Origin of the sequence: Pseudoxanthomonas sp. SORGH_AS_0997 (assembly GCF_031453535.1) — a bacterium.
Lineage (GTDB): Bacteria > Pseudomonadota > Gammaproteobacteria > Xanthomonadales > Xanthomonadaceae > Pseudoxanthomonas_A > Pseudoxanthomonas_A winnipegensis.
In genome coordinates this window covers 2,694,489-2,715,140 of record NZ_JAVIZI010000001.1, presented here as the reverse complement: position 1 = coordinate 2,715,140, position 20,652 = coordinate 2,694,489, and the positions used below count along the sequence as shown (strand labels likewise).

Below are 20,652 nucleotides of genomic sequence, written 5' to 3'. Positions count from 1 at the left end.
GAGAGCGGGAACTCAGGAGATTTGAAGCCAAGCGCTAACGTCCATGGGTTCCCGCTTTCGCGGGAACGACGGTTTTGCCAGGTCTTTCAGGTCGAAGACGCAGCAGGCTCGAAGCGGCGCTGCTGATCGCGTTGGGTGCGGACACGTTCGAGCAGCGCGCCTTGCTCCGCGCGCGTCGGCGCGAGGGCGATCAGGGCAGGCGCTTGCGCAGCGCCTGTTCGCGTGCGGCGTTTTCCGCCCGCAGCTGGGCCAGCGGGGCGACGCCGGCGGCCGCGCGCTCCTGGTCGCTGACCGCGCCCTCGCGCACCACCAGGGCACAGGTGGGCGGCGTTGCGCGCGCATCGCAGACGGGCTGGGTGCCGTACCACTGCTCGGGCTGCCGCGAGAGCAGCCAGCGATCGGTCGTGGCCGCCGCCAGCCAGTGCAGCTGCGCATCGTCCGGCGCCAGGGTCCCGCCCAGTGTCGCCAGCGCATGCGCCAGGGCGTAGTCCTCGCCGGTCAGACCGTGCTGGAAGATGGTGGCGGCCATGCGGTAATCGTCGGCGCTGTGCAGCGCGCCGGCCCGGATCATCGTGCGCACCTGTTCGCGGCGCTGTGCGTCGTGCTCGGCCATCGCCTTGGCGGCGGATTTCAGCGCGACTGGATCGGTCAGGGTCCGCACTTGGCCGCGTTCGGCCTGGTCGGCCTGGTAGAGCGCGGCCAGCGAAGTGTCGGTCTGGGACTGGGCCGCGGCGCCGCCGCAGGCCAGGGCGCCACAGGCGATGAGCAGGAGTGCGCGAAGCTGCATGGGATCTTCCGTGAGAGGCAGGGGCGAGTCTGACCGGGCCAGGCGCGCGCGTGCAACGCCAGCCCCGGCCCCCGACCGGGGCCGAGGCCGCCAGCGCGCATTGTTGGATGGGCGATACGGCTAAGGCCACGGACCTGCGGCCGAATCTCTGTGGGCGATCGCATCCGCGCGCGATGGGTCCCTCTCAGCGTTCGCCAGCGTCGCAGCAGGCCATCGGTGGATGTATCCCGCCTGCGCCTGCACGTTTCGTGATCAGCTCACGCCGGTTTGAGCACCGAGTCCAGCTGCGCCACGCACGAGAAATGCACGCTCTTCTGCTCGCCCAACTCCACTTTCTGGAAGGCCAGGTTGATCGGCGCCCAGATGGCCTGGTTCGGGAAGCGCAGCACGATGGAAGGGGAAGAACGACAGCGAGGATTCGGGCACGAAGCGCGCCGGATCGACCCAGGCGGCAGGATGCTCGCGTAGGGCGACTTCGCCGATGTAGCAGCCGAAGCGGAACAGCGTGGAGGGAATGCGGTCGGCGGGCAGGCCGTCGTCGTGCATCTGCTGCAGGATGCGGTCGACGTGGTGCAAGGAGTCCAGGCTGTAATCCAGGACGGTCCCGTCCACGTCCTTGGTGGCAGCGACGATGTTGGCGGCGTGCCGTTCGGCGAATTCCGGCGTCGGAGGGAATTCCAGCTTGAGCTTCATGTTCACGATGGGGCGTCCTGAGGGGCGGATGGAACAGGACGGGCCTGATGACATCCGGCGTCATTGCACGTGGTCGGTGGCGGCATTCTGAGGCGCCACCGCCGCCATCGTCCATCCGCTGAGATGCATGCGCGCCCAGGCCAGGACGCCCGTCGCGGCCTGGGCGATGTCGCCTGGCGCCGCGGATCAGTCCGCCAGCGCCAGATCGTCGATCAGCGCACGCAGGAAGCGTGCGGCTTCGCCACCGGTGCAGGCGCGGTGGTCGAAGGTCACCGACAGCGGGATGACCTTGTGCGATTCGAAGCCGCCCATCACCGGCGTCATCTGGAAGCGCGCGCGCCCGGCCGCGACGATGGCCACGCAAGGCGGGACCACGATCGGGGTGGCATAGCGGCCGGCGAACATGCCGAAGTTGGACAGCGAGATGGTGTAGCCGGTCAGCTCGCTGGCCGGGATCGAGCGCTCCTGCACCTGGGTACGCAGGCGGTTGACGCCTTCGCGCACGCCGCGCGCGTCCAGGATGTCGGCATTGCGCAGGGCGGGCACGAACAGGCCATCGTCGGTGTCCACCGCGATGCCCACGTCCACGTGCGGGTGCAGGGTCCGGGTCAGCGCCTCGCCGTCGAACCAGGCGTTCATCGCCGGCACCGCGCGGCAGGCGGCGACGAGGCCGCGTACCAGGCGCGCGGTGACGTCCTGGCCCGGCGCCCAGGCCTGGATGTCGGCGTCGTCGTTGAGCGTGGTCGCCACGACCTTGGCGTGCGCGTCGGCCATGACCCGCGCCATGTTGCGACGCACGCCCTTGAGCGGCTCGGGCTGGCCGCTGGCGCCGCTGCCCGGGGGCGAGGTGCGCATCGGCTTGCCGCTGGCCGACAGCGCGGTGCGCGCGCGGTCCGAGCTCCTCTCTCCCTGGGGTGCGGGTTCGGGACGTGCGGCAGCCGCTCTGGCCGCCGCACTCGCACCCCCGGCCGCGCTCCCGGTGGGCGCGGGGAGCAACAGCGAAGCATCGGCGGCGGCCTGCTTGACGTCGGCCATGGTGACCACGCCCTCGGCGCCGGTGGCGCGCACGCGCGTCAGGTCCACGCCCAGCTTGCGTGCCATCGCGCGCACGGCCGGCATCGCCTTGACGCCACCCACGGCGATCGCGGCCTCGGCCTGGACCGCGTCGGAGGACTGCATCGCGCCGACCACCGTGCCGGCATCGTCGCGCTCGTGGTCGAAACTCTCCACCGCGGGCGTCGGCGTGGGAACCGGCGCGGGTTTGGCGGCCGCAGCAGGCGCGGCGGGCTTGGGCGGGCCGTGGTGATGGCCGGTGTCCTGGCCTTCGGCGCGCTGGGGCAGGTTGGGATCGGGTTCGAACTGGGCCAGCATGGCGCCGGTCACCACCACCTCGCCGGCGGCGCCGGCCAGCTTGAGCACCTTGCCCGACACCGGCGAAGGCACCTCGACCACGGCCTTGGCCGTCTCCATCGACACCAGCGGTTCGTCCAGGCGCACCACGTCGCCCTCCTTGACGAACCATTCCACGATGGTCGCATCGGGCAGGCCCTCGCCCAGGTCGGGGAGGTGGAAGGTCTTGCTCTCGCTCATTGTCAGCTCTCTTGAATCAATTCGATCGCGCGGTCCGGGATCCAGCCGCTGCGTCCCTGTGCATCGTGCGCCCACCACCAGCCGGCGTGTTGGCGTTCCAGCGTGATCACATCGCCCGGGTCGGCGTCGAGTTCGCGCGTGTCGTAGTCCTGCTGGGCCGTGGCGCCGGCCTCGTCGATGCGGAACACGTCGGCCGGCATCCAGCCGCCCAGGCCCTGGGCCAAGGTGGCCCAGACGAAGTCGGGCCACTCGTGGTCGTGCTCGCCCAGCACCGCGCGCTCGCCCGGGGCCACGCGCACCGGCACGCGATCGGGCGCGCGGTGGCGGGTCAGCACGCGCGCGCGCCGCATGTCAGCCGCGTGCCAGCGTGCGCTTGGCCGCCTCGACCACGCGCTGGGCGCTGGGCATGTACTTCATCTCCAGGCGGAACAGGGGCATGTGCGTGTCCGGCCCGGTCACGCGTTCGACCGGGGCCAGCAGGTCGTACATGCACTCCTCGGCCAGGCGCGCGGCGATTTCCGCGCCGAAGCCCGCCGTGCGCGGCGCCTCGTGCACGATCACGCAGCGCCCGGTCTTGGCCACCGACTCGGCGATGGTGTCGAAGTCCAGCGGGGTCAGCGTGGCCACGTCGATCACCTCGGCGCTGATGCCCTCGGCGGCGAGTTGGTCGGCCGCCTCCAGCGCCTCCTTGACCTGCGCGCCCCAGCTCACCAGCGTCACGTCCGAGCCGTCGCGCAGGACGAAGCACACGTCCAGCGGCAGCGCCTCGCCGTCGTCGGGCACGCGCTCCTTGTACTGGCGGTAGATGCGCTTGGGCTCCATGTAGATCACCGGATCCGGGTCGCGGATCGCCGCCAGCAGCAGGCCGTAGGCGCGCTGCGGCGAGGACGGCATGACCACGCGCAGGCCGGGCACGTTGGTGAAGATGGATTCGTTGGCCTCGGAGTGGTGCTCGGGGGCGCGGATGCCGCCGCCCCACGGCACGCGCAGCACCATCGGGCAGTGCAGGCGCCCACGCGTGCGGTAGCGCAGGCGGGCGGCGTGGCAGACCAGGTGGTCGACCATCGGGTAGACGAAGCCGTCGAACTGCGCCTCGGCCACCGGCTTGAGACCCTGCGCAGCCATGCCCACGCTCAGGCCGGCGATGGTGGTCTCGTCCAGCGGCGTGTCCAGGATGCGCTGGGCGCCGAAGCGCTTCTGCAGGCCGGCGGTGGCGCGGAACACGCCGCCGTTGACGCCCACGTCCTCGCCCAGCACCACCACGGTGGGATCGTGGGTGATTTCCCAGGCCAGGGCCTGGGTGATGGCTTCGATCAGGGTGATCGGCGTGGCCGCCGGGGTCTCGACGGTCGGCATCGCGTGGGTCTCGCTGGTCGCTTCGTGCGCGGGCATCGGCTTGTGCTCATCCATGGCGCTGCTCCCGGGCAATGGCGTCGGCGCGCTGCTTCAACAGTTCCGGCGGCGGATCGGCGTAGAGGTAGTCGAACATCGCCTCCACCGGCTGCACCGGGGTGGCCAGATAGGCGTTGACCTCTTCGTCCACGCGCTGCCCGCACTGCGCCTTCCAGGCGCTTTCCTGTTCCTCGTCCCACAGGCCCTGCGCGGTCAGCCAGGCGCGCATGCGCGGGATCGGGTCGCGTTCCCAGGCGGCCTTGACCTCGGCCTCGTCGCGGTAGCGGCGGGCGTCGTCGGCGGTGGTGTGGTCGGACAGGCGATAGGTGACGAACTCCAGCACCGTGCCGCCCTGGCCGCTGCGCGCGCGCTGCATGGCCTGGTCCATCGCATCGAGCACGGCGATCAGGTCGTTGCCGTCCACCTGCAGGCAGAACAGGCCGCCGGCCAGGCCTTTCTGCGCCAGAGTTTCGGCACCGGTCTGCGCCGAGCGCGGCACCGAGATGGCCCAGCCGTTGTTGACCACGCCCAGCACCAGCGGCAGCTGGTAGGCGCCGGCCGAATTGAGCGCGGCGTAGAAATCGGTCTTGGACGAGCCGCCGTCGCCGCAGGTGCTCACCGCCACGCGGTCTTCGCCGCGCAGCTTGAACGCCAGCGCCGCGCCGGCCGCGTGCAGGCATTGGGTGGAGATCGGCACCGACCAGGAGAAGTCCTGGCGCGGGACTTCGAAATCGTTGCCGCGCTCGTCGCCGCCCCAGTACAGCAGCACCTCGCGCGGCTTCACCCCGCGCATGAACTGCGCGCCGTACTCGCGATAGCTGGGCGCGAACACGTCCTGCGGGCGCATGGACGCGCCGATGCCCACGTGCGTGGCCTCGTGGCCCAGGCACGAGGCATAGGTGCCCAGCTTGCCGGTGCGCTGCAGCGCGATGGACTTGGTGTCGAACACGCGCACGAACAGCATCTGCTTGAACAGCTCGACCAGCCGGCCGGTGTCCTTGGCCAGTTCGGGCAGGGGGCGCCCGTTGGAAGTGCCGTCGGGGTTGAGGTACTGCAGGAATTCGATCTGGAAACTGGCTGCCAGGGACATGGCATCGTCGGTCTTGCGGAATGAGGACTTCATCATAGCCGCGCCATGGTAATGACCCGGTGCGGCTTTTCCTTCATGCAGCGCAGCAGCAACCGGTTCCCGTTCACCCCGTTTCACGCAAAAAAACGCGGCCCATCAAGGGCCGCGTGGGTTTTTGCCGGGATGTGTCGTCCTGCTTACCTGACCGCGGTGGAAAACCGTGTGCCGTTGTTGGACGTGTCGCGCTCGGCCGAGGTGGTCGACACCCGCGCGTCGAGCTGGACCGTGGATCCGCGCCGCGCCGTGCCCGTGGTCACCCACAGCGGGAACGCCGCCTGCGCGCCATCGGCCAGCGGCGTGCGCGTGGTGCAGCGCAGCTGGGTATTGCGCAGCGAGCCCTCGCGCCGGCAGCTCCAGCCGCGCGGCGGATCGATCAGCGTCAGCACGTTCAGCGTGTTGCCTTCGATCAGCACCTGCGCATTGGCCGCCGGCTGGCCGGCGTTGGCCACACGCACCACATAGCGCGTGTAGAACTGCGGGGCGCGGATGCTGGCCGGGCCTTCGACGGACACCGACACATCGGCGGTCGGCGGCGCGGTCACCTGCACCTGGGCCACGGCCTGGTTGTTGCTGCTGTCCGGGTCGAAGGTCTGCGAGGTCGCGGCCACGGCCAGGGTGACGCCGGTACCGGACTGGCTGGCCACCGAGGTCGCGCTGACGCTGAAGTCGGCCGTTGCGGCGTTGTCCAGCGTGGCGCTGTTGCAGGCCACCGAGGTCATGCCGTCGGCCACCTGCGCCGCATCGCAGCTCCAGCCGGCCGGCGCGACGACCGTCATGTCCGGCAGCGCGCCGGCCAGCGAGAAGCCCACGCCCGGGGCGTTGGCGCCTTCGGGCCCGTTGTTGCGCACGTTGACCGTGTAGTGCAGCGGCTGGCCGGCGACGACGCTGGCGGCGTCGGCCGTGGCGGTGATCGCCAGGTCGGCCTTGGGCGCCAGTTCGAAGTAGGCCACCACCGGATCGTGGTCGGACAGGCGGGCCGGCGAGGTCGCATCGTTGCGCGCCACTTCCGGGAAATCGGCGTTGATGCGCGCGTGGTCCATGCCGAAGGCGGTGGTGGCCAGCACCAGCGCGTCGTTGACCAGCACATGGTCCAGCGTCTGCGCGCTGCCGCCGAAGGTGTAGGAGTAGTTCTGGCCGGCGGCGAGCAGTTCGCCCAGGTTGGTCAGGTCCGGATTGACCAGGTCGGCGCCGTCGCCGGGCACCAGGGTCTGCGCATCGGGGCTGGGCAGCCCGGTGATGGTGCCCAGCGCATCGACGTAGCCGTCGTTGAACTGGAAGGCGTTGAAGTCGCCCAGCACGGTGATGCGACGCTCCGGGTTGTCGGTCTGCAGGCCCTGGATCAGGTCGGCCAGGAACACCGCCTGCGCCTGGCGCTTGGCGCGCACGCGCTCACCGGCGGCGTCGAGCGTGTCGGCGCCGTTGAGCGAGCGCTGATGCACGGCGATCACGGTGATCGGGAAGCTGCGGCCGTCGGCCCAGTGCACCACCGCATCCAGCGCCAGCGGCGGGCGGTCGTTGAGCAGGCTGGTGGCGCCGGAGGGCTCAGTCCAGGTGGTGTCCTTGCCGTACTGGGTCACGCCGGAGACCTCCACGCGCGCCACGCTGGCGCCGACCGTGGCGGTCTTGACCAGGAAGCCCACGTCGATACCGCCCACATCGTTGCCTTCCTGCAGGTAGGGCACGTACTGCGGATCGGCCAGGCCCTGCGCCACCGCGTCGGCGTTGACCTTGTCGGCCACCTTCTGCAGCGTGGCCAGGTTCTCCATCTCCACCACCGCCAGGATGTCGGGCAGGCGCAGATAGTCGCGGATGGCGACCGAGGCCTTGGACAGGCGGTTGGCGAAGGCCGAGGGCGTCAGCGTCGGCGCGCCGTTGCCGTCGGCGGTGGTGTCGAAGAAGCGCTCCATGTTGTAGCCGGCCACGGTGAACTCGTTGGCGTTCGGCGCGCGCGCCGGCATCGGGCCCGGGCCGGCGACGGTGTCCACCGCCACGCTCGGGTCGCGCACGATCACGTAGTGGCGATAGCTGTAGTCCAGCGGGCCGGTCAGGCCACTGACCACCGCGCCGACGGCCAGGTCCAGCGCGGTGCTGGCGCCGCCCAGCGTGTCGCTGTCGATGGTCAGGATTTCCGGATTGCCGTCCCACTGCGGGATGGCGCCGGAGACCGGCGTGGGCGCCTCGATGCCCGGCTCGCGGAACGGGCGGGCGGTGTCGCCGATGACCGCGTAGAACTGGCCGTCGGTGGTGCCGGTGGCGTTGACCTCGTTGGTGAAGCCGCCGGTCGGGCCGACCACGCGCAGCTGCGGCACGGTCACGCGCATGCCCTCGAAGCGCTCCAGTTGGTCCAGGCCGCCGCCGGCGGTGAGCATCGAGGCATTCAGCGCGATCGGCGCCGGCAGCGCCTGGCCGCTGGCCAGCAGCGTGGCGGTGACGCCGCCGCTGAGTTCGGTCAGCGGGCGCTGGTAGGGATCGGCGCTGGGCACGTATTCCTGCACGGTGCCGGACACGCGCACCAGGTTGCCGACCACGGCCGCGGCCGGGCGCGTGCTGCCGGTGTAGACATACAGGCCCTCGGAGGTGGCCGGATCGGCGTCGACCTCGGCGTCGGGCGTCTGGATCCAGAAGCCGACGTTCTTGACCGCGGTGACGATGCCGGTGGTGTAGACCAGCGCGCCCTTGCGCGGCGACTCGATGCCCGCGCCCTGGATGTCGTGGATGGCGGTCAGCGACAGATCGTCGTTGACGATGGTGCCGGTGGCCTTGGCCGTGCCCAGCAGCGCCGCGCCGGACAGGTTGGACAGGGTGAGGCTGAAGGTCTCGTCGGCCTCGGTGACGCTGTCGTCGATGAGGGCGATGGACACCGTGGCGCTGGTCTGGCCCGCGGCGAGGGTGACGCGGCCACTGCTGGCGACGTAGTCGCTGCCGGCCGTGGCGGTGCCGTCGGCCGTGGCGTAGTCCACCGCGATGCCGCCGGACGGCGCCGGCTGGCTCAGGGTCAGGGTGAACACCAGCGGGCCGGCCCCCTCATCGCCCGAGGCGTCGGCGATGGACAGCACCGGCGTGCCGGCCGCCCCGCAGATCACCGCGGCGCTGGCGCGGTTGCGCGGAGTGGGCGCGCCGGTGGCGAAATCGGTGGCGTTGTCGTTGCCGTCGGTGCAGCCGTCGCCGGCGCGCAGCACCGCCAGGGTGTTGCTCGGCGCCGGGGTGGGGCCGCTGCCCTCGTAGCAGCTGGCCGTGCCGCCGAAGCCGACCAGATCCACCGCCCCGCTCGGGCAGGCGCCGCTGAGCGCGGTGGCGCTGGCCACCAGGGCGACCTTGCCGGCGGTGCCGGACATGGCGATGCCGCCGCTGGCATCCGGCGTGGGCAGGGCAGTGCTGCCGCCGCTGCCCTTGGCCTCCTGCACCAGGTAGTAGCCGCCGGCGGGCAGGCTGCCGCTCAGCGCGGTGACCGCCCAGCTGGTGCCGCTGGCGCTGGCGTACTGCACGCTGTAGCCGGACAGGTCCACCGCCGCGGTGCCGGTGTTGTGCAGCTCGATGAAGTCGTTGGTGTAGGTGGCGCCGCTGTTGCCGCCGCCGCCGTAGACCTGGCTGATCACCACCTGCGCCTGCGCGCACTGCGCGCCGCCCAGGCCCAACATCGCAAGCGCCAGCAGGCGCGACCAACGCGTCGTCATCGACGGCTTCTCCATGGCAAGGCTTCGGGGGATGGGGCCCGGTTCCGCCGGCCCGCGTCCGGACTATGAACGAAGCCTGAGTAAATTGCATGACAGCCATCGGCCGCGACACCGTGACACCCGGCGATGCCGGGGCGGTGCGGGCGCTACCATGCCGCTCCCCTCGGGATGGCCGAACGCATGCAGATCCAGGACAACCAGCGGCCGCTGGAAGACGGCATCCACACCGACCTGGCCGGTCGCACCACCTATGGCGGCTATCTGCGCCTGGACCAGCTGCTGGCCGCGCAGCAGCCGCTGTCGGCGCCGCCGCACCACGACGAAATGCTGTTCATCGTCCAGCACCAGGTTTCCGAGCTGTGGATGAAGCTGATGATCCACGAGCTGAGCGCGGCCATCGGCCACCTGCGGCGCGACGAGGTCTGGCAGACGCGCAAGGTGCTGGCGCGCGCCAAGCAGGTGCTGCGCCAGCTGACCGAGCAGTGGTCGGTGCTGGAGACGCTGACGCCCTCGGAATACATGGGCTTCCGCGATGTGCTCGGCCCGTCCTCGGGCTTCCAGTCGCTGCAGTACCGGCAGCTGGAATTCATGCTGGGCAACAAGAACGCGGCGATGCTCAAGGTGTTCTCGCACGATCCGGCCGGCCAGCGCGCGCTGGCCGCCGCGCTGGAGGCGCCGAGCCTGTACGAGGAGTTCCTGCGCTACCTGGCGCGTTTCGGCCATGCGGTGCCGGCCCAGCACCTGGAGCGCGACTTCAGCCACGCGCACGTGCGCGATGAGGCGCTGCTGCCGATGTTCGAGCGCATCTATGCCGACACCGACCGCTACTGGCGCGAATATTCGCTGGCCGAGGACTTCGTCGATCTGGAGACGCAGTTCCAGCTGTGGCGCTTCCGCCACATGCGCACGGTGATGCGCGTGATCGGCTTCAAGCGCGGCACCGGCGGCTCCTCCGGCGTGGGCTTTCTGAAGCAGGCGCTGGAGCTGGAGTTCTTCCCCGAGCTGTTCCAGGTGCGCACGGTGGTGGGGCTGACAGGCCCGTCAGCCTGAATCCGGCGCGATTGGTTTCATTTGACGCAATGACCCGCCTGCGGCCATCCTGCGCCGTCCCCCGCGCGGGGCGTTTTTTTGTCTACGCACGATTCAAGAGGGGAATCTGACGCATGACCGCCCAGTCCAACTGGTCCACGCTCGAGCCCGCGCCGCCGGCCAATGGCGATCCGCCGAAGTTCGACAACCTGATGGGGCATCCGCGACCGCTGTGGATGCTGTTCATGACCGAGTTCTGGGAGCGCTTTGCCTTCTACGGCATCCGCTGGGCCCTGGTCCTGTACATCGTGGCGCAGTTCTATGGCGGCGATGCGTCCGGGCAGGCCGATGCCAGCCGCACCTACGGCGCCTACCTGGCGCTGGTCTACGCGGCGGCGATCTTCGGCGGCTACATCGCCGACCGGGTGATCGGCTATCAGCGCTCGATCCTGCTCGGCGCGGTGGTGATGGCCGCGGGCCTGTTCCTGATCTCGGTGCCTAACCACCAGGTGTTCCAGCTGGGCCTGTCGACCATCATCGTCGGCAACGGCCTGTTCAAGCCCAACATCTCGACCATGGTCGGCAAGCTCTACGGGCTGAAGGACGAGCGCCGCGATTCGGGCTTCACCATCTTCTACATGGGCATCAACATCGGCGCGATGATCGCCCCGGTGCTGACCCAGTACCTGGCCGAGCAGGTCTTCGGCACCCAGGCCATGCCGTCCTACAAGATGGTGTTCATCGCCTCGGGCGTGGGCATGCTGGTGTCGCTGGTGTGGTTCTACATCGGCCGCCGCGGCCTGGGCGGCATCGGCACGCCGCCGGCCAACGCGCAGGGCATGGGGCGCACCTGGCTGGTGGCGGTGGGCTGCGTGCTCGCCGTGCCGGTGGTGTACTTCCTGCTGGCCATGGGCGCCAACGCGCTGGCCTGGGTGCTGGGCGTGATGTTCATCGTGCTGTCGGTGCTGCTGCTGGTCGAGGGCGTCCGCGAGGGCCGGGTCCAGCGCGACCGCGTGATCGCCATGCTGATCATCTTCCTGTTCAACGTGCTGTTCTGGTGCTTCTTCGAACAGGCCGGCAGCAGCTTCACCTTCCTGGCCGATGAGATCGTCAACCGCCAGTTCGGCGACTGGACCTTCCCGACCGCGTGGTTCCAGTCGGTCAACTCCATCGCCATCATCACCCTGGCGCCGCTGATCGCCTGGCTGTGGGTGCGCATGGGGCGCTTCAATCCTTCCATCCCGCGCAAGTTCGGCCTTGGCCTGCTGTTCAACGGCTCGGCCTTCCTGCTGCTGATGTTCGCCCTGTCCACCCTGGTCAGCGACGCCGGCAAGATCCCGTTCTGGACCTTGTTCATGGTCTACGTGCTGCAGTCGGTGGGCGAGCTGTGCCTGTCGCCGATCGGCCTGTCGATGGTGACCAAGCTGGCGCCGGTGCGCCTGGTCGGCTTCGGCATGGGCGGCTGGTTCCTGTCCACCGGCATCGGCAACAACCTCTCGGGCATCTTCGCCGGGCTGGTCAGCGGCGAGGGCGGCATGACCGTGGCCTCGGCGCAGCACGCCTATACGATGGGGTTCTGGATCCTCACCGGCTTCGGCGTGGCGCTGTTCCTGATCGCCCCGCTGGTCAACAAGCTGATGCACGGGGTGAAATAAGCCCCGGTCCGCACGGCGCCGCGGCGGCTCAGCTCGCGGCGGCGTGTGGGAATGGAGGCGGGTGCTTCAGGCGCCCGCGTGCCCACGCACGAAGGCGGCCGCCAGCCGTATCGCATCGGCGCCATCGCGGTCGCCGCGCAACGCACGCACCAGCCGCGCCGGCGTCATGCCGGTGAATCGGGTCAGGTCGTGGGTGGCATGCGCCTGGTCGCAGTAGCCGTGCTGCGCCGCGCAGCCTCGGCGATGGGCGAGGCCGCGCCATCCAGCGTCCGTAGCAGCCCCTGCAGGCGCCGCACCCGCGCGTACTCCTTGGGCGTCAGGCCGACCGCCGTGAGGAAGCGCGCCTGCAGCGTGCGCAGGGACACGTCCAGCCGGTCGGCCAGCGCGGTCATGCGCAGATCGCCCTCGGCGCTGTCCAGCAGCGCGGCGGCCTGTTCGGCCAGTGGGTCCAGCGCGAAGCCGGCGCAGTACACCTGCAGCAGATCCCACAGCGGCTGTTGCGTCCCGGCGCTGACGCTGGCCTGGGTCGCCTGCGCGAAGCGCTGCGCGAATGCAGGGTCCAGGGTGTAGAGGTCCGGGGCCTGTTCGCGCAGGGTCGGCAGGCGCTCGCCGGCGACCAGTCCACTGGCGGCCGCGGTCAGGCGCACGCCGATGCAATGCACCGGGCCGTCGGCCTGCAGCCGGATGGGGCCGCGTTGCTGCGCGGCGAAGCAGAACGCCTGGTCCGCCCGCAGCTGTCCGTCGGCCCCGTGGAAGCGCAGGGGCACGCCCAGCTCGGCCAGCAGTTCGCAGCGCCCGTCCGGGTACACGGTCTGGATGGCCGCGTCGGGCGTGGCGTCGCGCAGCTCCCACAGACAGTCCACGTAGCGGCGCAGCGCCGGCGGCGGCGTGTGTTCGGCGTAGTGCATGGCTGGGCATCGAACCGCCGCGCGCGTGTTTTTACAAGCCTTGCCTGCCGTAGCGTCGCTAAGGTCGCCTCATCTTCTGGACGGGGGTGCGAGATGCGGATGGCAGCGACGATGATGGTGGTGGGGTTGGGACTGTGGTCGGGCGCTGCGCAGGCCGCTGTACTGGACCTGGCGTGGCTGTCCGGTCGCTGGTGCGGGGGCGAGGCCGGGCGGGTCATCGAGGAAGCGTGGCTGGCGCCTGTCGGAGGCGAGCTGATCGGGATGTCGCGGACCGGCAAGGGCGAGACGACGCAGTCCTTCGAGTTCATGCGCATCGTGCGCGAGGGCGAAGGCCTGGCGATGCGCGTCCAGCCCAATGGCGAGACGGCGACGGTGTTCCCCATGGTGGCCAGCGGCCCGGGCTGGATTAGGTTCGGCAACCCCGCGCACGATTTCCCCAACACGATCGAGTATCGGCGCCAGGGCGAGCGCCTCAATGCCTGGATCGCAGGCCCGGGCCCGGATGGGAAACCCCTGCGCGTCGACTTCGACTACACCCGCTGCGCGCCGTGAGGGTGCGATCAGGACCCCGGGGCGCATGCGGCGTCTTCTGAAACGAAAACGCCGCGGGAGACCGCGGCGTTTCCTTCTCGGCGTTGCCGCGCGCTCAGCCCAGCGGCGGGTTGCGGTCGGCCGAGGACACCGGGCTGACCGGGGCGTCCTTCAGCCCGGCCAGCAGGTTGTCCATGCCGCTGCCGGCCAGGCGCTGCATCAGCGTGTGCAGCTGGGCGACCTCGGCCTCGTCGAGGACCGAGAGCAGGCGGCGTTCGCACTCGAGCACCAGCGGGGCCACGGTGTCGTGCAGGTCGCGGCCCTTCTCCGACAGCGCCAGCACCGAGCGGCGGCGGTCGTCGCCATGGATGTCGCGGCTGACCAAGCCGCGTTCGAGCAGGCGCGCCACCGCGCGGCTGACCGCCACCTTGTCCATCGCGGTCTGCTCGGCCACCTCGCCGGCGGACAGGCCGGGATAGCGACCGAGCACGCACATCGTGCGCCACTCGGTCATCACCAGGCCGAAGCGGCGGTAGTACTCGGCGGAAATGGCCTGGCTGACGCGGTTGGACAGCACGCTCAGCTGGTAGGGGACGAAGGTTTCCAGCTGCAGGGTCAGCGGCTGGGCCGGTGGCAATGGGTCGGGCTGCTTCATGGTGCGGTGCGGCTTGTCAGCTTGTTTCAAATGAAACTATGCTGTCGCCAAATCCTTTGCAAGGTGGGAGAAATGTCCGTGAGCGCCCAGCCCTCCATCCAGGCCCCGCAGACCAAGCCGCAGGTTGCCACGTTCGACAACCCAATGGGCATCGACGGCTTCGAATTCGTCGAATTCGCCGCCCCCGCCGGCCAGGGCGGCCAGCTGCACGACTACTTCCGCAAGCTCGGCTTCACCCAGGTGGCGCGGCACAAGACCCGGGCCATCAGCACCTATCGGCAGAACGACTGCACCTTCCTGATCAACGAGGACCCGGATTCCTTCGCCGCCGACTTCGCCGCCGAGCACGGGCCGAGCGCCTGCGGCTTCGCCATCCGGGTCAACAAGCTGGCCGAATGGGCCCGCGTGCAGGCGCTGAAGAACGGCGCCGAGCAGATCGGCCCGCGCGAGCTGACCAAGGCCGTGGCCGCGCCGGTGATCAAGGGCATCGGCGGCTGCATGCTCTACATCGTCGACCGCTACGACAGCACCGGCACCATCCACGACCCAGACTACGAGTGGCTGCCGGACGCCGAGCGCATGCCCAAGGGCTTCGGCCTGACCTTCATCGACCATCTGACCCATAACCTCTACCCGGGCAACATGGCGCAGTGGGCGGATTACTACGAGCGGCTGTTCAACTTCCGCGAGATCCGCTACTTCGACATCAAGGGCGCCAAGACCGGCCTGCTGTCCAAGGCGATGACCGCGCCGGACGGCATGGTGCGCATCCCGCTCAACGAATCGTCGGACCCCAAGTCGCAGATCAACGAGTACCTGGACATCTACAAGGGCGAGGGCATCCAGCACATCGCCTGCTTCACCGACGACATCTATGCCACGGTCGAGCAGATGCGCGCGGCGGGCGTGGACTTCCTGGATACGCCGGAGACGTATTTCGAGGTGATCGATCAGCGTATCCCGGACCACGGCGAGGACGTCGAGCGCCTGGCGCGCAACAAGATCCTGATCGACGCCGATCCGGAGACCGGCAAGCGCAAGCTGCTGCAGATCTTCACCCAGAACGCGATCGGCCCGATCTTCTTCGAGATCATCCAGCGCAAGGGCAACGACGGCTTCGGCGAAGGCAACTTCAAGGCGCTGTTCGAAAGCATCGAGCGCGACCAGATGCGGCGCGGCGTGCTGTAAGGCGTGTCTTGAGCCCCTCTCCCTGTGGGAGAGGGGTTGGGGTGAGGGTCCGGCGAAGTCCAGATGGCGAACGACGCTATGCTTCCAGCAAGCTTCCAGACAGGACGTCTGCCCATGCCAGGACGCATCGAGCCACCGCTGCCGACGCGGACGCTGCGCTACGCGCGCACGTTACGTCGCGAGATGACCGATGCCGAGCGGCTGCTCTGGAAGCAGCTGCGCGGTGGTCAGCTGGAAGGACTGAAGTTCCGGCGGCAGCATCCGATTCCGCCTTATATCGCGGACTTCTGCTGTATCGAGCGCAGGATGATCGTCGAGCTGGATGGCGGCCAGCATTCGCAAGGTCGCGATGCTGCACGCACGGCGTTTCTTGAATCGCAGGGGTGGCGCGTGCTGCGGTTCTGGGACAACGAGGTGTTGTTGGAGGTTGAGGCGGTGGTCGAGGCGATCTCGCATTTCGCCTACGGACGTACCCTCACCCCAACCCCTCTCTCCCACAGGGACTTCCTCCGGTCGCCGGGGGGAGAGGGGCTTTAGTGAGCCGCGAGACGTAGACAGGTGGGTGGGTCCATGAATGCGACGCAGTACATGACCGGCTTCGGCAACGCGTTCGCCAGCGAGGCGATCGCCGGGGCGCTGCCGGTGGGGCGCAATTCGCCGCAGCAGGTGGCCTTCGGGCTGTATGCCGAGCAGCTGTCGGGCACGGCGTTCACCGCGCCGCGCGGGCAGAACCGGCGCAGCTGGCTGTATCGGATCCGGCCGGCGGCGATGCATGGCGGCTTCGCGCTGTTCGAGCAGGCGCCCGACTTCCACAACGGCTTCGGCCCGGGGCCGGTCAGCCCGGACCAGCTGCGCTGGTCGCCGCTGCCGCTGCCCGAGGCGCCGACCGACTTCGTCGAAGGCCTGTTGACCATGGCCGGCAACGGCGCGGCCGAGGCGCAGCACGGCGTGGGCATCCATCTGTACGCGGTCAACCGCGATATGGCGGGGCGCTGGTTCTACGATGCCGATGCCGAGCTGCTGATCGTGCCGCAGCTGGGCCGGCTGCGGCTGGCCACCGAGTTCGGCGTGATCGAGCTGGAGCCGCAGCAGGTCGCGGTGATCCCGCGCGGCGTGCGCTTCGCGGTGACGCTGCCCGATGGTCAGGCGCGCGGCTATGTGTGCGAGAACTTCGGTGCGCCGCTGCACCTGCCCGAGCTGGGGCCGATCGGGTCCAACGGCCTGGCCAATCCGCGCGATTTCGAGACGCCGGTGGCCGCCTACGAGGACATCGAGGGCGACTTCGAGCTGATCGCCAAGTTCCAGGGCCATCTGTGGCGCGCGCCCATCGGCCACAGCCCGCTGGACGTGGTCGCCTGGCATGGCAACGGGGCGCCGTACCGCTACGACCTGCGTCGCTTCAATGCGATCGGCTCGATCAGCTTCGATCATCCCGATCCGTCGATCTTCACCGTGCTGACCTCGCCCAGCGATACGCCGGGCACGGCCAATCTGGATTTCGTGATCTTCCCGCCGCGCTGGCTGGTGGCGCAGGACACCTTCCGCCCGCCGTGGTTCCACCGCAACGTGGCCAGCGAGTTCATGGGCCTGGTGCACGGCGCATACGACGCCAAGGCCGAAGGCTTCGCGCCGGGCGGGGCCTCGCTGCACAACGGCATGACCGGGCACGGGCCGGATGCGGCCACGTTCGAGAAGGCCTCGCATGCGGACCTGTCCAAGCCGGACGTGATCACCGACACGATGGCCTTCATGTTCGAGACGCGGGCGGTGCTGCGGCCCACGCGTCAGGCGATGGAGGCCGCGCACCGCCAGCGTGACTACCAGCAGTGCTGGGCAGGCCTGAAGCGCAACTTCCAGCCGCCGGGCTGAGGCCTGTCGGGGCGGCAGGCGTCGGCGTCTCCAGCGCGTGCAGCTGGTCTTCGGGCAGCACCTCGCGCAGGCGGTCGGCGATGCGCTGCACGTAGCCGGTGGAGGTCAGGGCCGGCAGCAGCTGCAGCGCCTCGCGCATGGTCTGGACCGCCAGGCCATCGTCGGCGGCGCGCTGCAGCTGGGCGTGCAGGCGCAGGGCGTCGGGATGGCGCTGCAGTTCGAGCATGCCGAGCAGGTATAGACGCGCGGCCACCATCGAGCGTCGGTGCGCCGCAGGCGCGGTCATAGCGGGCGCCGCTGGCGCGTGTGCAGGCCGCGGTTGCGGAGCGGGTTCTTCGGCCAGGCCCAGGTAGCCGGCGCGGATCAGCGCGGCCACGTGCAACGGCGTGTCGGCGCCCAGCATCGCGGTCAGCGCCTCCAGGCTGCGCTGGCCATCGGCCAGGATCAGCACGCGCCGCTGGCGCATGTCCAGGCCCGCGCGATGGGTCTGCAGGGCGGCGTGGGCCTGGTCGGTCTTGCGCGGGCGCATGCGAAGGCGGCTCGGAGGGAGGCGCGCGCAGCCTGCGTGGCGTCCATGAAGCGGCGGTGACACCGGTGGCGTGCATGTGCGCAAGTGCGGGCGCGGTCCGGGTTTGCGTGAGATTCACCGGCGCCCGCTAGGCTGGGGCGGACCGATATCCGCCTTCGAGGAGCCCGCCTGCATGAAATCCCTGCTGCCCCTGACTGCCGCGCTGGCCCTCACCCTCGCCGCGTGCAAGCCGGCTGACACGCCGCAGCCCAGCACGCCGGCCGCCTCCGAGCCGGCCGCCTCCGCGCCGGCGCAGGCCTCGCCGCCGCCCGCGACCGGCGAAGCGGACCCCCAGGCCAATGTGCCGGCCACCTGGCAGGGCTATGGCGATCTGAAGCTGGGCAGCACCGCCGACGCCGCGCGTCAGGCCTGGGGCGGCGAGCTCAACAGCAGCACGCCCTCGGAGGGCGGCGCCTGCTATCAGCTCACGCCCAAGTGGGCCACCGACAAGGCCGACGTGGCCTTCATGATCGAGGGCGATCACTTCGTCCGCTACGACGTGACCACGTCCAAGGAAGTCGCGCCCGGCGGCGGCAAGGTCGGCATGGACGAGGCCGCGCTGCGCGCGCTGTACGGCGACAAGCTGCAGTCGATGCCGCACAAGTACGTCGAAGGCGGCAAGTACCTGAGCGTGGACGGGCAGGGCGGGGCGAAGCTGGTCTTCGAGACCGGCGCCGACGGCGTGGTCACCAGCTGGCGCGTCGGCCTGCCGCCGCAGATCGACTACGTCGAGGGCTGCGCGTAACGCGGAGTGTGGGAGGGTGTGTCTGTGGGGGCCATTGTCCCTCCTGATCGGGGCGCGCCCACTTTGTAGAGCGGAGCTTGCTCCGCTGCCTTTCGACCCGGTCATCGGGAACGCCCGGCGGAGCGAGCCCCGCTGCTTTTCGACCGGATCATCGGGAACGCCCCAGCGGAGCGAGCTCCGCTCTACAGGTGGGGTTCCCCTCAGGCCTTGCGCGGAAACAGGTAGATCACAGTCCCCACCACCATCGCCGCGCCGACCGCCAGCAGGTTGGCCAGGCTGGCGCTGCACAGCAGGCCCAGGGTGAGCAGTAGCGCTAGCACGGGGATCAGCGGGCCACCGGGCAGGCGCAGGGCGTTGGGGTTCTCGCGATGTTTGCGCGCCAGCACCAGCACCGCCGCCGCAGTGCCGATGTAGGCCAGCAGGCGGGTCACCATCGACAGCAGGGCGAGTTTCTCGAACGAGCCCGACAGCGCCAGCGCCACCGACAGCACGCCCTGCACGATGATCGCCGCGGCCGGCGTGCGGAAGCGCGGATGCACGCCCGCCAGGAACTTCGGCCCGAAGCCGTCCTGCGCCAGCGCGAACAGGAAGCGCGGCCCCAGCATCACCGTGTTGCTGGTGGTGCCCAGGATCGAGATCACCGCGCCCACGGTCAGCACCAGCGCCAGGCCCTCGCCGCCGAAGCGCGCGGCCGCATCGGCCAGCGGCGTGGCCGACTCGGCCAGGCCGGGCAGGGTGCCCATCGCCACCACCTGCACCGCGGCGTAGATCAGCGTCACCAGCGCGATCATGGTGATCAGGGCGAAGGGCACGTCGCGGCGCGGGTTGCGGAATTCGCCGGCGGCGGCCGGGATGTTCTCGAAGCCGGCATAGGCGAACAGCAGCAGCAAGGCCGCCTGGCCCAGGTTGGGCAGGTCGCGCAGGTCCGGCGCGGTGCCGGCGAAGGCCAGCGACCAGTCCATGTAGAACAGGCCGACGACCACGAACAGCAGCAGCGGCACCAGCTTGCCGATCACCAGCGCCACGCCGGTGCGCGCGGCCGAGCGCACGCCGATCACGTTGATCGCGGTCAGCAGGCCCAGCGAGCCGATCACCACCACCAGGCGGCCGGCGCCGCTGGCGGCCGCCGGCCAGAAGCGCGAGACCGCATCGGCCAGGCCGTTGCCCAGCGCCGCGGCCGAGCTGATGCGCGTGAGCCAGATCATCCAGCCGACCTGGAACCCCGCGTAGCGGCCGAAGGCCTCGCGGGCGTAGAGATAGCTGCCGCCCGGCTGGTCGAAATAGCTCGCCGCCTGCGCGTAGCACAGCACCAGCAGCGCCACCGCCACGCCGGCCAGCAGCACCGCCCACAGGCTCAACGGCCCCATCAGCGCGACCGTGGCCGCGGGCAGCAGGTAGATGCCGCTGCCGATGACGTCGTTGATCGACAGCCCGACGATCTGCCAGCGGCTGACCGCGCGGACCAGCGTGCCCTGCGCGGGCGTCGGCGCGGCGCTCACGGCTGCGCGCCCGCGGGCAGCGGCGGCAGCGACCAGGCGCGTTGCAGGCGCTGGTACTCGGGCCGGGGCAGCAGCACGAACAGCGGCCGGCGCGCCGGATCCAGCCAGGCCTGCAGCGCCTCCATGCTGGCCGGGGCCATGGCCGTGCAGCCGGCGGTCGCCTCGCCGGGCTTGCGCCACAGGTGGGCGAAGATGCAGCTGCCCGCGCCCGGCGTGGCCTTGGCGTTGTGTTCGATCACGAAACCGCGGGCGTAGCGCGGATCGCCGTCGTTGTGCAGATCCAGCCGCATGTGTTCGCTGGCGCCCTTGACGGCCTGCGCGCCGACCTGGCGTTCGTCGACGATCCGGTTGTAGAGCGGCGAGTCCGGCACGTCCACGCACCAGCTCGAGGCCTGCATCTGCTGGTAGGCGAGCCTGGTGTCGACCGCGGGCGCATAGCCGAAGGCCTCGCCGATGCCGTAGATCCCGGCCGGGCTGCGGCCATCGCCCTCGCGCTTGCGCGGACCCTCGTGCTGGGCGGGGAACAGGCCTTCGCCCCAGGCGCTGCCCTGCTTGCCGATCGCCACGGCGAAGGCCGGGGCCGCCGGTTTCCAGCCGGCTCCATCGCGCTCGAAGGTCTGCAGCCGGCCCTGGGTGTCGTCCCAGCCGCCGGTGGTGACCACCACCAGCTGTTGCGCCCGGGCCATCGCGGCCGGGGTGGTGGTGCCTTTGGCCAGGGCCGGCTGCGTGGTCAGGACCAG

18 protein-coding genes are annotated in these 20,652 nt (G+C 70.2%); 7 read left to right on the top strand and 11 right to left on the bottom strand.

Annotated features, from left to right (window positions below; translation table 11 throughout):
- Positions 1–190: 190 nt before the first annotated feature.
- The 7 genes from QE438_RS11885 to QE438_RS11855 form a co-directional block, all read right to left on the bottom strand.
- Complete coding sequence (locus tag QE438_RS11885; RefSeq protein ID WP_306995420.1) at positions 191–787, bottom strand: hypothetical protein; 597 nt, start codon at positions 785–787, stop codon at positions 191–193.
- A gap of 252 nt (positions 788–1,039) precedes the next feature.
- Positions 1,040–1,486: a hypothetical protein gene (locus QE438_RS11880; protein ID WP_309734299.1), complete on the bottom strand. Its 447-nt coding sequence runs from the start codon at positions 1,484–1,486 to the stop codon at positions 1,040–1,042.
- A 180-nt stretch (positions 1,487–1,666) separates the two neighbouring features.
- Positions 1,667–3,070 carry a dihydrolipoamide acetyltransferase family protein gene (locus QE438_RS11875; protein ID WP_306995425.1) on the bottom strand — a complete coding sequence of 468 codons (1,404 nt, stop codon included), beginning with the start codon at positions 3,068–3,070 and terminating at the stop codon, positions 1,667–1,669.
- A gap of 2 nt (positions 3,071–3,072) precedes the next feature.
- A complete protein-coding gene (locus QE438_RS11870; RefSeq protein ID WP_306995427.1) occupies positions 3,073–3,420 on the bottom strand; it encodes an SH3 domain-containing protein in 348 nt (115 codons plus the stop codon).
- Between the two features lies 1 nt (position 3,421).
- Entirely contained in the window at positions 3,422–4,426 is a 1,005-nt protein-coding gene (locus tag QE438_RS11865; RefSeq protein ID WP_130517586.1) for an alpha-ketoacid dehydrogenase subunit beta, read from the bottom strand.
- A gap of 46 nt (positions 4,427–4,472) precedes the next feature.
- Positions 4,473–5,552 carry a pyruvate dehydrogenase (acetyl-transferring) E1 component subunit alpha gene (pdhA, locus tag QE438_RS11860; protein WP_130517584.1) on the bottom strand — a complete coding sequence of 360 codons (1,080 nt, stop codon included), beginning with the start codon at positions 5,550–5,552 and terminating at the stop codon, positions 4,473–4,475.
- Between the two features lie 176 nt (positions 5,553–5,728).
- Entirely contained in the window at positions 5,729–9,265 is a 3,537-nt protein-coding gene (locus QE438_RS11855; RefSeq protein ID WP_306995429.1) for a Calx-beta domain-containing protein, read from the bottom strand.
- A gap of 180 nt (positions 9,266–9,445) precedes the next feature.
- Here QE438_RS11855 and QE438_RS11850 point away from each other — a divergent pair, with 180 nt between their 5' ends.
- Entirely contained in the window at positions 9,446–10,315 is an 870-nt protein-coding gene (locus tag QE438_RS11850) for a tryptophan 2,3-dioxygenase family protein (protein ID WP_130517588.1), read from the top strand.
- 113 nt (positions 10,316–10,428) lie between these two features.
- Positions 10,429–11,949, top strand: coding sequence for an oligopeptide:H+ symporter (locus QE438_RS11845; RefSeq protein ID WP_130525058.1), 1,521 nt, complete (start codon positions 10,429–10,431; stop codon positions 11,947–11,949).
- Between the two features lie 182 nt (positions 11,950–12,131).
- Here QE438_RS11845 and QE438_RS11840 read toward each other — a convergent pair whose 3' ends face one another.
- Positions 12,132–12,857, bottom strand: coding sequence for a DUF6597 domain-containing transcriptional factor (locus tag QE438_RS11840; RefSeq protein WP_309734286.1), 726 nt, complete (start codon positions 12,855–12,857; stop codon positions 12,132–12,134).
- A gap of 99 nt (positions 12,858–12,956) precedes the next feature.
- Here QE438_RS11840 and QE438_RS11835 point away from each other — a divergent pair, with 99 nt between their 5' ends.
- On the top strand, positions 12,957–13,409 hold the full coding sequence (locus QE438_RS11835) for a DUF6265 family protein (RefSeq protein ID WP_306995434.1): 453 nt from the start codon (positions 12,957–12,959) through the stop codon (positions 13,407–13,409).
- 94 nt (positions 13,410–13,503) lie between these two features.
- On the opposite strand, the gene QE438_RS11830 is transcribed toward QE438_RS11835, so the two are convergent.
- Entirely contained in the window at positions 13,504–14,043 is a 540-nt protein-coding gene (locus QE438_RS11830) for a MarR family winged helix-turn-helix transcriptional regulator (protein ID WP_130516372.1), read from the bottom strand.
- Positions 14,044–14,121: 78 nt separating this feature from the next.
- On the opposite strand from QE438_RS11830, the gene hppD reads away from it, so the two are divergent.
- The 4 genes from hppD (at position 14,122) to QE438_RS11810 (ending at position 18,413) form a co-directional block, all read left to right on the top strand.
- A complete protein-coding gene (hppD, locus tag QE438_RS11825) occupies positions 14,122–15,231 on the top strand; it encodes a 4-hydroxyphenylpyruvate dioxygenase (RefSeq protein WP_306995438.1) in 1,110 nt (369 codons plus the stop codon).
- 114 nt (positions 15,232–15,345) lie between these two features.
- Complete coding sequence (locus QE438_RS11820) at positions 15,346–15,768, top strand: DUF559 domain-containing protein (protein WP_306995440.1); 423 nt, start codon at positions 15,346–15,348, stop codon at positions 15,766–15,768.
- Positions 15,769–15,801: 33 nt separating this feature from the next.
- Positions 15,802–17,100 (top strand): homogentisate 1,2-dioxygenase, encoded by a 1,299-nt coding sequence (hmgA, locus tag QE438_RS11815; RefSeq protein WP_306995442.1) that lies wholly within the window; start codon positions 15,802–15,804, stop codon positions 17,098–17,100.
- A gap of 701 nt (positions 17,101–17,801) precedes the next feature.
- Positions 17,802–18,413 (top strand): lectin, encoded by a 612-nt coding sequence (locus QE438_RS11810; protein ID WP_306995444.1) that lies wholly within the window; start codon positions 17,802–17,804, stop codon positions 18,411–18,413.
- 200 nt (positions 18,414–18,613) lie between these two features.
- On the opposite strand, the gene QE438_RS11805 is transcribed toward QE438_RS11810, so the two are convergent.
- Complete coding sequence (locus tag QE438_RS11805; RefSeq protein WP_306995446.1) at positions 18,614–19,912, bottom strand: APC family permease; 1,299 nt, start codon at positions 19,910–19,912, stop codon at positions 18,614–18,616.
- On the bottom strand, positions 19,909–20,598 hold the full coding sequence (locus tag QE438_RS11800; protein ID WP_306996337.1) for a L,D-transpeptidase family protein: 690 nt from the start codon (positions 20,596–20,598) through the stop codon (positions 19,909–19,911). The genes QE438_RS11805 and QE438_RS11800 overlap by 4 nt, the downstream gene beginning before the upstream one ends.
- Positions 20,599–20,652 lie beyond the last annotated feature (54 nt).